We start from the raw sequence: 13,266 nt of genomic DNA, 5'->3' as shown, positions 1-13,266 counted from the left end.
ATCAATGAAGCAGAACTTCACAATAGCCCCCTCCCTGCTGCCGGCGCTGGCGGCCTTCGCCTGCGTCGCCCGCCACGCCAGCTTCAGCCAGGCGGCGATCGAACTGGGCATGTCGGCGTCGGCGACGTCGCAGTCGGTGCGCACCCTGGAGCGGCGGCTGGGCGTGCGCCTGCTGCACCGGACCACGCGCCGGGTCGGCCTGACCGAGCCGGGCGAGCGCCTGCTGCGCGAGGCCGCACCGGCGCTGGCGCGCATCGGCGGCGCGCTGCAGGCACTGGAGGAAAGCCGCGACATGCCCGCCGGGCGCCTGCGCATCACCGCGCCGCGGATCGTGGTCGAACAGATGCTGCTGCCGCACCTGCCGGCGTTCTCCATGCGCTTTCCGCATGTCGAGGTGGAACTGGCGGTGCAGGCGGCGCTGACCGACCTGGTGGCCGAAGGTTTCGATGCCGGCATCCGCCTGGGCGAATCGCTGGCCGATGGCATGGTGGCGGTGCCGCTGGGCCCGCCGCAGCGCCTGGTGGTCGTGGCCGCGCCGGGCTACCTGCGCCGGCACCGGCCACCGGACACGCCGCAGGCGCTGGCCGCGCATGCCTGCCTCCGCTACCGGCGCAGCGACGGCCGGCTGATGCCGTGGGAGTTCAGCCGCGACGGGCACGATTTCAGCGTCGAGGTCGGCGGCGGGCCGATCTTCAACGACAGCGGGCTGGGCCGGCGCATGGCCATCGCCGGCCTCGGCCTGGCGCAGGTGTTCGAAGCGGCCGCGGCCGAGGACCTGGCCGCCGGCCGCCTGCAGCGCCTGCTCGATGCGTGGCAGCCGCCGTTCCCCGGCTTCCACCTGTACTACCCGTCGCGCGAGCAGCTCGCGCCCAAGCTGCGGGTGTTCGTGGATTTCATGCGCGACGCCAACGCTCCGCCCCGGTAGAGCAGCGCCTGCTCCACTGACGTCTTGCACCGATGCTCCGCAGGAGCGCGCTGCCGTGCGCGACGAAGCACCCACGGCAAGGCCCGACCGCGCACGGCAGTGCATGCCTGCGGGGCAGCTGCTTCGCACCAACGGCCTTGCCCCATTGCCTTGCCGCTTTCATTCGCGCACGGCAAGCTGGGCCATCCCCACGCTTGGCGACCCACCGCACCGGCATGCGCCCCACCGAACGCCTGTTGAACCGGCTCTGGGCCCATGAGAAGGCCAGCTACGGCCTGCGCGTGTTCATCGCACTGGGCACGCTGATGGCCGTGTGCTGGTACCGCGGCGACCTGCAGCCGCTGCCGTCGCTGTTCCTGGGCACCATTGCCAGCGCCGTGGCCGAGACCGACGACAACGGCTGGGGCCGCAGCAAATCGGTGCTGCTGTCACTGCTGTGCTTCGTCGCCGCCGCCGCCGCGGTCATCCAGCTGTTCGACTGGCCGCTGCCGTTCGTCGCGGCGCTGGCACTGGCCGCGTTCGCGCTGACCCTGCTGGGCGCCCTGGGCGAACGCTACGCCTCCATCGGCCAGGCCACGGTGACCCTGGCGATCTACACCATGATCGCGATGGACCAGCACCGCGGCGCCGGCACCGGTGCGGCCTGGCGCGACGTGGCGCAGATGCTGGCCGGCGCGGCGTGGTACGGCGCGCTGTCGATCCTGTGGACGGTGATGTTCGCCAACCGGCCGGTGCGCGAGCGGCTGGCGCGGCTGTTCGCCGAGCTCGGGCGCTACCTGCAGCTCAAGGCGGACCTGTTCGAGCCGGTGCGCCATGGCGACCTCGAAGCACGGCGGCTGGCGCTGGCCGAGCAGAACGTGCGCGTGGTCGAGGCGCTCAACGCGGCCAAGACCGCCATCCTCAGCCGCTTCGGCCGCTCCGGGCGCCCCGGGGTGCAGTCCGGGCTGTATTTCCGCCTGTATTACATGGCGCAGGATTTCCACGAACGCGCCAGTTCCTCGCACTATCCCTACGAGGCGCTGACCGAGGCGTTCTTCCACAGCGACGTGCTGTACCGCTGCCGGCGCCTGCTGTCGCTGCAGGGCAGCGCCTGCATGGCGCTGGGCCAGGCCATCCGCCTGCGCCAGCCGTTCGACTACGGCGAGCGCAACCGCCAGGCCGGGCAGGACCTGGAACATTCGCTGCAATACCTGCGCGACCAGCACAACCCGCACTGGCAGCGCCTGCTTGGCTCGCTGCAGCTGCTGGCGAGCAACCTGTCCAGCATCGCGCGGCAGTTGTCCGAGGCGTCGCTGGCCGACACGCCACTGGAAGGCATCGACACCCGCCTGCGCGATTCCTCGCCGCATACCCTGCGCGAGATGGCCACCCGGCTGCGCCAGGCGCTGACGCCCGGCTCGGTGCTGTTCCGCCACGGCGTGCGCATTGCCCTGGCGCTGATCGCCGGGTACGCCGTGCTCAAGCTGGTGCACCCCAGCAACGGCTACTGGATCCTGCTCACCATCGTGTTCGTGTGCCGGCCGCACTTCGGCGCCACCCGGCTGCGGCTGGTGCAGCGCATCGGCGGCACCCTGGTCGGGCTGGGCGTGACCTGGGCGCTGATGCAGCTGTTCCCGGGCACCACGCTGCAGTTGCTGCTGGCGCTGGCCGCGGCGCTGCTGTTCTTCGTCACCCGCACCGAGCGCTACGTGATCGCCACCGCCGCGATCACCACCATGGCGCTGCTGTGCTTCAACCTGCTCGGCGACGGCTTCGTGCTGATCTGGCCGCGGCTGCTGGACACGCTGATCGGCTGCGTGATCGCCGCCACCGCCTCGCTGCTGATCCTGCCCGACTGGCAGGGACGGCGCCTGCACCGGGTGATGGCACAGGTGATCGCCACCAGCGCCCGTTACCTGGAGGAGGTGCTGGGCCAGTACCGCAGTGGCATGCGCGACGACCTGCCCTACCGCATCGCCCGCCGCGACATGCACAACGCCGACGTCGCACTGTCGGTGGCGCTGTCCAACATGCTGCGCGAGCCCGGCTACGCGCGCGGCAACCTGGATGCCGGGTTCCGCTTCCTGGCGCTGTCCAACACCCTGCTCGGCTACCTGTCCGCGCTCGGCGCGCACCGCGCGCGCGCCACGGTGACCGACGACCCCCTGGTCAGCCATGCCCAGCAGTGCCTGCAGCAGGCGCTGGCCGGGCTGTCGGCCGCGCTCGCCGCGCGGCGGCCGGTGCCGGCGGCGGAGGTCGATGAGGCCGCGCTGGCGGATACGCTGGAGCAGTTGCCCGGCGACAGCGACGACAAATCGCGCCTGGTACGCACCCAGCTGGCGCTGATCCTGCGCCTGCTGCCGCGGCTGCGCGCGGCCGCGGACGAAGCGGTGGGCGCGCCGGCGCCGGCCACGCTGGCGGCTCCGCAGGGCTAGCGTCGCGCCGACGCGCGCGGCATTGCCAGCAGCGCCGCCAGCGCCAGTGCGATGCCCACCGCGCACACCCCGTTCCAGCCGTACCGGGTCCAGCCCAGCGTGCCCAGCGCGGAACCGGCCGCGCCACCGATGAAGTAGCAGGTCATGTAGGCCGCGGTGATGCGGCTGCGGGCGCTCTCGTCCAGGCGGTAGATCGTGCTCTGGTTGTCGATGTGCACCGCCTGCACCGCCACGTCCAGCGCCAGCACGCCCACCACCAGCGCGGCCAGCGACACCGGCGCCAGCAGCAACACCCCCCACGACAGCAGCAACAGCACCAGCCCGCCACCGGTCACCAGGCGGCCGTGGCCGCGGTCGCTCAGGCGCCCGGCACGGCTGGCGGCCAGCGCACCGGCGGCACCGACCAGCCCGAACAGGCCGATGCTGGCGATGGAATAGCCATAGGCCGGCCCGGACAGCAGGAACGCCAGCGGCGTCCAGAACACGCTGAAGCCGGCGAACAGCAGCGCGCCCAGCCATGCGCGCCGGCGCAGCACCGGTTCGTCGCGCAACAGCGCCAGCACCGAGGCGAGCAGCCGTGGATACGACAGCGTCGCCCGCGGCCGGTAGGCCGGCAACGCGCGCGCCAGCGCCAGCGCCATGAGCAGCAGCGCGACACCGGCCACCCAGTACACGGTATGCCAGGAGCCGATCCCGGCCAGCAGCCCCGAAGCCGTGCGCGCCAGCAGGATGCCCAGCAGCAGCCCGGCCATGAGCGTGCCGACCACGCGCCCGCGCCGCTCCGGTGCCGCCAGCGTCGCCGCATGCGGGATGATCACCTGCGCGGCGACCGCGCACAGTCCGCTGAGCGCGGTACCGGCCAGCAGCTGCGTGAAATGGCCGGCGCTGGCACTGACCAGCAGCCCCAGCGCCGCCAGTACGAACAGCGCCACGATCAGCCGGCGCCGTTCCAGGCGGTCGCCCAGCGGCACGATCAGCAGCAGCCCGGCGGCATAGGACAACTGCGCGACGGTCACCACCCAGCCCACCCGGCCGGCGCCCAGCCCGAACGCGTCGCCCAGCAGCTGCAGCAGCGGCTGGGCGTAATAGTTGCTGGCCACGATCAGCCCGGTGGCGGCGGCCAGCAGCATGACCCGGCGCTGGCTGAGCACGTGCGGTTGGGGGGATTGGCTGGACATCACGGCCTCGATGGGGAACAACGGAAGGCAAGTCTGTGGGCCACCCATGAATGACGCCAATGTATTGTTTTCATCCTTTCCATCTTTCTGAGTGATGGCATGTTCACCCTGCGCCAGCTGGAGTTCGTCGTCGCCGTCGCCGAGGAGGGCGGGTTCACCGCCGCCGCCGCGCGCTGCCATACCGTGCAGTCGGCGCTGAGCCACCAGGTGGCGCGGCTGGAGGACGCCTTCGGCGCACGCCTGTTCGAACGCGGCCACCGCCAGGTGCGGCCCACCGCGGCCGGTGAAGTGTTCCTGCGCAACGCCCGGCTCACCCTGCAGGCCGCCGACCGGCTGCAGGAGGAAATGGCGCTGGCGCTGGGCACGGTGCGCGGGCGCATCCGCATCGGCCAGATCACCGCGCTCAGCGTGGTCGACGTGCCCGCGCTGCTGGCCCGCTTCCGCAGCGCGCATCCGGCCGTGGACGTGCACCTGCGCGTGGGCATGAGCGAGGAACTGCTGGCCGAGCTGGCCGAGGGCCGGCTCGACGTGGCCCTGGTCGGCGTCGGCCCGCAGGTGCCGCTGCCGGCGCAGCACCGCCTGCTCGACGAGGAAGGGCTGTCGCTGCTGCTGCCGCCCGGGGATGCGCTGGCGGCGATGCAGCGGGTGCCGCTGAGCGCGCTCGACGGCGTGCCGCTGGCGGCGCTGGTGCCCGGCGCCGGGGTGCGCCGGATGATGGACGACGCGCTGGACGAGCGCGGCGTCGTGCCGCGGCTGCAATACGAGGTCAGCCACGGCGAACTGCTGCGCCAGCTGGTGGCCGCGGGGCTGGCGGTCGCGGCGATCCCGGACAGCATGGCCGCGCGCATGCATGCGGTGGAGGTACGCCCGCTGGACGAACCGTTCCGCTTCCGGACCTGCGCGGTGTGGCGTGCCGATCCCACCCCGGCCGCGCGCGCCCTGCTCGCGCTGCTGCCCGCCGCCGCGACGCACGGGGCGGACAGCGAACCTGCTAAGGTGCGCCGCAAACCAAGGAACCCACGTGGCCGGCCATAACCAGTTCGCGCTGCTCGGACAGCGCCGCTTCCTGCCGTTCTTCGTCGTCCAGGCGCTGGGCGCCTTCAACGACAACGTGTACCGCCAGGCGATCATCGGCCTGCTGTTCTTCCTCGGCGTCAGCACCAGGGAACGCAGCATCTACGCCATGCTCGCGCCGGCGATCTTCATCCTGCCCTACTTCCTGTTCTCGGCGCTGGCCGGCCAGTTCGCCGAGAAGCTGGAGAAGCAGCGGCTGATCGTCATCACCACCACGATGGAAATCGTGATCATGTCGCTGGCCGCGCTGGGCTTCCTCACCCAGAGCATGCCGGTACTGCTGGTGGCGCTGTTCTGCACCGGGCTGCAGTCCACCCTGTTCGGACCGGTGAAATACTCGGTGCTGCCGTCCATCCTCAAGCCGGAGGAACTGACCGGCGGCAATGGCCTGGTCGAGATGGGCACCTCCCTCTCCATCCTCGGCGGCATGATCGCCGGCGGCATGATCTTCACCCTGGCCGGCAGCCACGGCCCGGTCGTGGCTTCGGTGGCGGTGATCGCGCTGGCGGTGGCCGGCAACATCGCCGCGCGGCTGATCCCGAAAGTGGATGCCGGCGCGCCCGGCCTGAAGATCAACTGGCACCCGCTGTCCGAATCGCTGGCGGTGCTGCGCATGGCCAGGAAGCAGAAGGCGGTGCGCAACGCGGTACTGGGCGTGTCCTGGTTCTGGTTCGTCGGCACCGTGCTGACCTCGCAGCTGCCGGCCTACGCCGAGATCAACCTGGGCGGTGGCTCGACCCTGTACATCTTCGCCCTGGCGCTGTTCTCGGTAGGCACCGGCACCGGCTCGCTGCTGTGCGAGAAGCTGTCCGCGCGCACCGTCGAGATCGGCCTGGTGCCGCTGGGCGCGTTCGGCATGAGCGCGTTCCTGTTCGACCTGTACTTCGCCCGTACCGGCACGGTGGCGGCGAGCGGGCTGGACGTGGCCGGCTTCCTGCGCCAGCCCGGCAGCGTGCGCATCGTCATCGACCTGCTCGGCATCGGCCTGTTCACCGGCCTGTTCGTGGTGCCGCTGTTCGCGCTGATCCAGAGCCGCACGCCGAAGTCGGAGATGTCGCGCGTGTTCGCCGCGCTCAACATCCAGAACTCGGGCTTCATCGTGCTGGCGGCGATGGCCGGCCTGCTCACCCAGAGCGTGCTGGACTGGAGCGTGCCGCAGCTATTCCTGGCGCTGGCCATCGCCAACGTGCTGGTGGCCGGCTACATCTTCAGCATCGTGCCCGAGTTCCTGATGCGCTTCCTGAGCTGGGTGATGGTGCGCGCGCTGTACCGCCTGCGCCGGACCGGCATCGAGGAACACGTGCCCGACGAAGGCGCGGCGCTGATCGTGTGCAACCACGTCAGCTACATGGACGCGCTGATCCTGGCCGCGGTGATCCCGCGCCCGGTGCGCTTCGTCATGTACTACCGGATCTTCAACATCCCGGTGATGCGCTGGATCTTCCGCACCGCCAAGGCCATTCCCATCGCCAGCCCCAAGGAGGACGCCGAACTGATGCAGCGCGCGTTCGACGCCATCGACGCGGCGCTGGCCGAAGGCGAACTGGTGTGCATCTTCCCCGAGGGCGCGCTGACCCGCGACGGCGACATCGCGCGGTTCCGCTCCGGGGTGGAGAAAATCCTCGCGCGGCGGCCGGTGCCGGTGGTGCCGCTGGCGCTGAAAGGCATGTGGAGCAGCATGTGGAGCCGCCGCGACACGCGGCTGGGGCGGATGCGGGTACCGCGCCGCTTCCGCGCCCACATCGAGGTGGTGGCCGCCCCCGCGGTCGACGGCACCGCCACCGACGCGGCGGCGCTGGAGGCGCGGGTACGGGCATTGCGCGGCGACGACGCCTGACCGGCTTTACCGCCTGCCCGGCAAATCGCTACGCTACCCGTCCACACGCGGCTGCAGGGATTGCACGGCATCCGCCGACACCGAGAAACCATGGCCATCCCACCGCCCCCTCCCAGCGCTCCCGCCGCTCCCGCGCCGCAGCAGGTGCACCACTACTACCATCCGCAGAAGTCCGGCGGCGTGGCGGCGCTGCTGGAGGTGCTGCCGGGGCTGTTCCTGCAGACGTTCGGCATCGGCCACATGTACGCCGGCAACGTCGGCACCGGCCTGATCATCATGTTCGGCTACTGGGCGCTGACCTTCGTCAACATCCTGCTGTGCTTCGTCTTCATCGGCTTCATCACCTGGCCGCTGTGCTGGGTCGCGGCCATGATCCTCTCGTCGCTGACCGCGGCGAACGCCTGCAAGTCACGCTGATCGCCATCCCATCGGAGAACCCATGAATACCGTCAATCCCGCCAGCAGCATCCCCAACCACCTGGCCTGGTCGATCATCGCCACGGTCCTGGCCACCTGCCTGTGCTGCCCGCTGGGCCTGGTGGGCATCGTCGCCATCGTGTTCTCCAGCAAGGTCAACAACCTGCTGGCCCAGGGCGATATCGACGGCGCGCGCCGTGCCTCCAACAACGCCAAGACCTGGTGCTGGGTGGCCACCGCGCTGGCCATCATCGGCGTGGTGTTCAACGCCATCTACTTCGCCATGGGCGGCGCCGCCGCCTACATGGAAATGCTGCAGAAATACCAGTAAGCCGTGGCATTGGTGCTCGAAACCCGGCACAGGCTCGGGCTGGCGGGGGTCGCGCTGGCGATTCCCGCCGGCCTCTGGCTGCTGTGGCATTTCGACCCGAACGTCGAGGGCAACCCGTTCCCGCCCTGCATGTTCCTGGCCTTCACCGGCTACTACTGCATCGGCTGCGGACTGACCCGCGCGCTGCACGCGCTGGCCCACGGCGACCTGCTGCGCGCGTTTTCGATGAACCCACTGGGCCTGGTGACCCTGGCCCTGATCCCGTTGATGGTGCTGTGGTCCGCCGGCTGGAACCCACGCTGGTTGCAGCCGCTGATGAAGGTGGTGATGGCGCCGAAGCTGTGGCTGGCGGTGCTGCCGGCCTACTGGATCGCCCGCAACCTGCCCTGGTATCCGTTCACCCTGCTGGCACCGGGCTGAAAAACACCGGGCGGCAACCTCCGGCGCGCCATGCCTTGCGCGCGTGCCGGCATCGCGCGCACCAGGCCCCGTGCCGGGCAAGCCCGGCACCTACGTTTGCGCCCCCGGCGGCATCAGGCGACCGGCGTGTGGAGGCGGCTCTTGCCCCGCATGAAACCCCCTCGGCGATGCCGCGTGCCGGGCAAGCCCGGCACCTACGTTATGCGCCCCCGGCGGCATCAGGCGACCGGCGTGTGGATGCGGGGTTTGCCTCGCATGCCCCCCATCGGCGATGCCCCGTGCCGGGCACGCCCGCCACCTGCGCCGGTCTCAGCCCACCCAGCCGGCGATGATCAACAGCGCCAGCAGCGCCATCCACAGCAGCAGCATGCGCCAGACCATGCTCATCGCGTCGCGCAGCTCGGGGTGACGCTCGGCGTGCGGGACCAGGCCGGCCTCGCGCGCATCGGCCGCGTCCTCGGCCAGCTCCATGCCGACCCCGGCGCGTGCGGCCTCGCCCAGGAATCCCAGGTCCAGCGCCCAGCGGTTGCCGCCGGCACGGCGCCATGCCGAAAACACCGTGTCGAAATTGCCGACCAGCGCCATCGACAGGGTCATCAGCTGGGCCACCGGCCATTCCAGCAACGCCAGCGCCCAGCCCCCCGTTTCGCGGGCTTCGGTGGCCACCCCGGCGGCGATCGGGCCATGCACCGACTGCACCAGCAGCCGGTACAGCACCACCCCCAGCGGGCCCAGCAGCAGAAACCAGAACAGCGGCGCGAACCAGCGCCGCAACGCGTTGTACAGGGTCGCGTCGACCAGCGTCGGCAGATCCTCGCGCAGGCTGCCGCCGGCCGACTGCAGCTGTGCGACCGCCGCGTCGTAGGCGGCCGGGTCTTCGGCGTCGATGGCCGCCTCGACATCGCGGTCGAGGTCGCGCGGCCCCCAGCACAGCGCCAGCACCCCCATGCCGAACAGCAGCGACGGCAGCCCGTGCAGGTGCCCGGCGAGCAGCCACTGCACGACCGCCACCAGCAGCACCCAGGGAAGGATCGCCAGCAGCAGCCCGAAGCGGCCGGCATTGCCGCCGCCTTCGTGTACCTGCAGCCAGCCCAGCCAGCGCCCGAACCAGCGCCAGTCGCGCAGCGCCGCCATCGCCGCGGGCGCCAGGTGGCCAAGGACCAGTGCCGCGATCACTGCTACCAGGGTCGTGAACATGCGATTCCTCCGGGTCCCGATTGTAGGCCCCGCCATGGCCGCGCAGGCTGTTGCCGGCGACGACCCGCTGCCGGCTTCATGGCTGCCGGCGCCGGTACCAGTCCTCGATCAGCGTACGGGCGATCGAGATGCGTGGCGACAACAGGATGCCCTGGCCATCGTCGGCCTGCTCGCGGCGCAGCGCCGCGCCGATTTCCTCGGCATCGAACCAGCGTGCGTCCTCGAGCTCGCCGTCGACCTGCGGCACGTCGCCGTGCGCGGTCGCGCGGAAGCCGACCATCAGCGCCCCCGGGAAGGGCCACGGCTGGGTGCACAGGTAGTCGGCCTGGATCACCCGCACCCGGGTCTCCTCGAACACTTCGCGCGCGACGGTCTGCTCGAAGGTCTCGCCGGGTTCGACGAAACCGGCCACCACCGACCAGCGCCGCGGCGCCCAGCTGGCCTGGCGGCCCAGCAGCAGGCGGCCGTCATGCTCGACCGCGACGATGACCGCCGGATCCACCCGCGGGTAGTGCTCGGTACCGCACTGGCCGCAGCGGCCGATGAAACCGCCGCGCCCGAACACCACCGCGGCGCCGCAGACGCCGCAGAAGCGGTTGCGCGAGTGCCAGTACGACATGCCGCGCGCATAGCAGAACACGCCGGATGCGTCGGCCGGCCACTCGGCGGCGGCGCGGCGCAGGTCGATGCGTCCCGGCGCCTGTACCGACACCATCGCCGCTTCAACCACGAACCAGGCGCGCGCCTGCTGCATGCCCAGGAAGATGGCGGTGCCCGGGCCGCCACCCAGTTCGCGGCCGCTGGTCAGGAACGGCTGCCCATCAGCGTCGGCGAAGGCGGTGCCATCGGCGTCGAGCACCAGCACCCGGGCATCGGGCCACAGCCGCGCCAGCGCGTCGGCGTCGTCGCGCAGTGCGTCGGCGCGGTCCAGAGCTGCGCCGGCAAAGGCATGGGCATGGAAGGAAGAATCGGAAGCAGGCATCGTCGGCAGACTACCGGCAAACCAGCGTGGCGAGAAGCGGCCGGCGTCCGCCGCGGGGTGCGCGTGCCGGCGGCCTGGCGCCGCACTCAGACGGCGAAACTGCTGCCGCAGCCGCAGGTCGTGCGGGCATTGGGATTGCGGATCACGAATTGGGCCCCGGTGAGGCTTTCCGAGTAATCGACCTCGGCGCCCATCAGGTACTGCAGGCTCAGCGGGTCCACCAGCAGGGTCACGCCATCGGTGACCACCGCCAGGTCGTCGTCGGCCCGGTTCTCGTCGAACTCGAAGCCGTACTGGAAGCCGGAACAGCCGCCGCCCTGGATATAGACGCGCAGGGCCAGGGCAGCGTTGCCCTCCTCGCGGATCAGCTCGCCCACCTTGGCCGCGGCGGCCGGGGTGAAGTTCAGCGGGCGATCGAGGGACTGGTAATCGGGGGCGGCCGTTGCGCCGGGCAGGGAAACGAGCGTGCTCATGCGCCCAGCATGGGGACGCCCGCCCGCCGATTCAAGCCTCCGCCGCTTCAGCCTGCGCCTGCAGCGCGGCCGCCTCGGGCGAGGGCAGCGCGGCCATCGTCGTGGCATGCACCAGGCGGCCGTTGAGCTGCGCGCCGGCACCCATCTCCACCACCTGGTAATGGACGTTGCCGTTGACCCGGGCGGTGGGCGTCAGTTCGATGCGTTCGCCGGCGTGGACGTCGCCGTCCATGCGCCCGCTGAGCACCACCACCGACGCGCGCACCTCGCCGTCGATATGGCCCTGTTCGGCCAGGGTCAGCACCGCCTTGGCGCCCTCCTCGGCGATCACCCGGCCCTCGATGCGGCCTTCCACGTACAGGCCGCCGCTGAACACCACGTCGCCCCGGATCACCACCTGCGGCCCGATCAGGGCGTCCACCACCAGGTGGCTGTCGCGGCTGGACTTGTTCTTGAACATCACTGCTCCCCTCTGCCGTTGCCGGCGAGTTTCCAATCGAATGTCTGCGTCGCGCTCCCCCCGGGCCCGGTCAACGAGACTCGCACACGTTGCGGGGTGAAATCCTTGGGCAGCATCACGCTGCCGTCCAGGCGCTGGAAATAGCGGAACGAATAGGCCTGCCCGGGCACGTCGCGGCGCTGGTGGAGCTCATCCCAGCTCACCGTCGCCAGCTTGCCGCCCTTGACCCCTTCCACCGAGAACCGCATCTGCCCCTGGCTGATGGCACCCCTGTTCAGGTTCTGCGTCAGCACCACACTGTACTGCCAGGTGCCCGCGGCTTCGGCGGAGAACTCCACCGAATGCGCATTCAGCCCCTTGCGCTGGCTGGTGGCGCCCACCAGCCGCTCGTAGAACGCGACGTCCGCGCGCAGCCCGGCGATCTCTTCGTCACGCTCGGCCAGCGACGCCTGCACCTCGGTGTTGGCCGCGCGGCTGATCTTGTCCGATGCCTCCAGCGTGGCCTGGCGCTGCCGCAGCTCCTCGATCTGCGCGCGCTGCGCGGCCACGGTGCGCTCGCTCTGGCGCAGCCGCTCGCGCAACCCGCCGGCATCAGGCGAGGCGTAGCGGGCGGCCAGCCAGCCGACCAGCAGCAGCGACACCAGCCAGGCGACGGCGAGGGCGGCCAGCCGGGTCCAGGCCGATCGCTGCGGGGTGCCGCGCAGGGTGATCTGGAAACGCGACGGGGATCGGTTGCTCATGGCGCTGCATCACCGGTGCCGGGTCCTGCGCGAAGCGGCACCTTCGCTCCGGTTGAAACGGCTGGGCAGTGTAAACGACTCCCGGCATGGCCTGCCGGGAACTGGCAATCGCCAGGGGCATGGTCGATAGTTGCGATCCTGCTCACAGTTCCCGCGGGAGTCCGCGACCATGACCGACGCCCACGTTTTCGTCATCGGCATCCTGCTGGCCTGGCTGGCCGGCATCCGCGTGTACCTGACCGTGTTCGGCGTCGGCCTGGCCGGCGTGCTGGGCTGGGTCGAGCTGCCGTCGGCGTTGCAGGCCACCCAGTCCTGGTGGGTGCTGGGCACCTCGGCGGCGCTGGCGACCACCGAGTTCTTCGCCGACAAGATCCCCGGCGTGGATTCGATCTGGGACCTGCTGCAGACCCTGGCGCGGGTACCGGCCGGGGCCTTCCTGGCCGCGGCCACGTTGTCCCCGGATGGCCAGCTCGGTGCCGGCGCGCTCGCCGCCGGCGCCGGCGTGGCGCTGGCCAGCCATGGCCTGAAGGCCGGCACCCGCGCACTGCTGAACACTTCCCCGGAGCCGGCCAGCAACTGGGCCGCATCGGTGGCCGAGGACGGCGTGGTGATTGCCGGCCTGGCCCTGGCGCTGGCCCACCCGTGGCTGGCGCTGGCGCTGGTGGTCGGCGCCAGCCTGCTGGGTGCGCTCACCGTATGGCTGGTGTGGCGCGCGCTCTGGCGCGGGGTCAAGCGCCTGTTCGCCGCACCACCGCCGGCCGCGCCAGCGGCACCGGCCAGGGACCATTCGCTGCCACCGGCTCGTTGACCGCATAATC

Annotated in this window: 14 protein-coding genes; 8 read left to right on the top strand and 6 right to left on the bottom strand. The window is 71.1% G+C overall.

Features of this window, described 5'->3' with window-relative positions; translation table 11 throughout:
* Positions 1–4 precede the first annotated feature (4 nt).
* Together AC06E6_RS00265 and yccS are read left to right on the top strand one after the other, a co-directional pair.
* Complete coding sequence (locus tag AC06E6_RS00265; RefSeq protein WP_478059827.1) at positions 5–925, top strand: LysR family transcriptional regulator; 921 nt, start codon at positions 5–7, stop codon at positions 923–925.
* A 215-nt stretch (positions 926–1,140) separates the two neighbouring features.
* Positions 1,141–3,339 carry a YccS family putative transporter gene (yccS, locus tag AC06E6_RS00260; RefSeq protein ID WP_313230276.1) on the top strand — a complete coding sequence of 733 codons (2,199 nt, stop codon included), beginning with the start codon at positions 1,141–1,143 and terminating at the stop codon, positions 3,337–3,339.
* Here the strand turns inward: yccS and AC06E6_RS00255 are convergent.
* Positions 3,336–4,517 carry an MFS transporter gene (locus tag AC06E6_RS00255; RefSeq protein ID WP_313230272.1) on the bottom strand — a complete coding sequence of 394 codons (1,182 nt, stop codon included), beginning with the start codon at positions 4,515–4,517 and terminating at the stop codon, positions 3,336–3,338. The genes yccS and AC06E6_RS00255 overlap by 4 nt on opposite strands.
* A gap of 99 nt (positions 4,518–4,616) precedes the next feature.
* On the opposite strand from AC06E6_RS00255, the gene AC06E6_RS00250 reads away from it, so the two are divergent.
* The 5 genes from AC06E6_RS00250 (at position 4,617) to AC06E6_RS00230 (ending at position 8,596) form a co-directional block, all read left to right on the top strand.
* A complete protein-coding gene (locus AC06E6_RS00250) occupies positions 4,617–5,552 on the top strand; it encodes a LysR family transcriptional regulator (protein ID WP_409475900.1) in 936 nt (311 codons plus the stop codon).
* Positions 5,539–7,428 (top strand): MFS transporter, encoded by a 1,890-nt coding sequence (locus AC06E6_RS00245; protein ID WP_313248702.1) that lies wholly within the window; start codon positions 5,539–5,541, stop codon positions 7,426–7,428. The genes AC06E6_RS00250 and AC06E6_RS00245 overlap by 14 nt, the downstream gene beginning before the upstream one ends.
* A gap of 90 nt (positions 7,429–7,518) precedes the next feature.
* Positions 7,519–7,845: a hypothetical protein gene (locus AC06E6_RS00240; protein WP_478059824.1), complete on the top strand. Its 327-nt coding sequence runs from the start codon at positions 7,519–7,521 to the stop codon at positions 7,843–7,845.
* A gap of 22 nt (positions 7,846–7,867) precedes the next feature.
* A complete protein-coding gene (locus AC06E6_RS00235; RefSeq protein WP_104939708.1) occupies positions 7,868–8,176 on the top strand; it encodes a CD225/dispanin family protein in 309 nt (102 codons plus the stop codon).
* Between the two features lie 9 nt (positions 8,177–8,185).
* Entirely contained in the window at positions 8,186–8,596 is a 411-nt protein-coding gene (locus tag AC06E6_RS00230) for a DUF2752 domain-containing protein (protein ID WP_233996392.1), read from the top strand.
* A gap of 309 nt (positions 8,597–8,905) precedes the next feature.
* On the opposite strand, the gene ampE is transcribed toward AC06E6_RS00230, so the two are convergent.
* From ampE to AC06E6_RS00205, 5 genes are all read right to left on the bottom strand, one after another.
* Positions 8,906–9,793 (bottom strand): regulatory signaling modulator protein AmpE, encoded by an 888-nt coding sequence (gene ampE / locus AC06E6_RS00225; protein ID WP_478059821.1) that lies wholly within the window; start codon positions 9,791–9,793, stop codon positions 8,906–8,908.
* A 76-nt stretch (positions 9,794–9,869) separates the two neighbouring features.
* Positions 9,870–10,775, bottom strand: a complete 906-nt coding sequence (gene nudC / locus AC06E6_RS00220) for an NAD(+) diphosphatase (RefSeq protein WP_293760909.1) — start codon at positions 10,773–10,775, stop codon at positions 9,870–9,872.
* An 86-nt stretch (positions 10,776–10,861) separates the two neighbouring features.
* On the bottom strand, positions 10,862–11,248 hold the full coding sequence (gene erpA, locus AC06E6_RS00215; RefSeq protein ID WP_161614954.1) for an iron-sulfur cluster insertion protein ErpA: 387 nt from the start codon (positions 11,246–11,248) through the stop codon (positions 10,862–10,864).
* A gap of 31 nt (positions 11,249–11,279) precedes the next feature.
* Positions 11,280–11,708 carry a bactofilin family protein gene (locus tag AC06E6_RS00210; RefSeq protein WP_104939710.1) on the bottom strand — a complete coding sequence of 143 codons (429 nt, stop codon included), beginning with the start codon at positions 11,706–11,708 and terminating at the stop codon, positions 11,280–11,282.
* On the bottom strand, positions 11,708–12,448 hold the full coding sequence (locus AC06E6_RS00205; protein WP_161614955.1) for a DUF6776 family protein: 741 nt from the start codon (positions 12,446–12,448) through the stop codon (positions 11,708–11,710). The genes AC06E6_RS00210 and AC06E6_RS00205 overlap by 1 nt, the downstream gene beginning before the upstream one ends.
* 169 nt (positions 12,449–12,617) lie before the next feature.
* Between AC06E6_RS00205 and AC06E6_RS00200 the strand changes: the two genes are divergently transcribed.
* Positions 12,618–13,256: a DUF4126 domain-containing protein gene (locus AC06E6_RS00200; protein WP_478059820.1), complete on the top strand. Its 639-nt coding sequence runs from the start codon at positions 12,618–12,620 to the stop codon at positions 13,254–13,256.
* Positions 13,257–13,266: the final 10 nt, after the last annotated feature.

The sequence above is a fragment of the Stenotrophomonas sp. Steno-Z10-HUANG genome (genome assembly GCF_056393075.1).
Note: the sequence above shows the minus strand (reverse complement) of the source record. Positions and strands in the feature narration are given on the sequence as shown.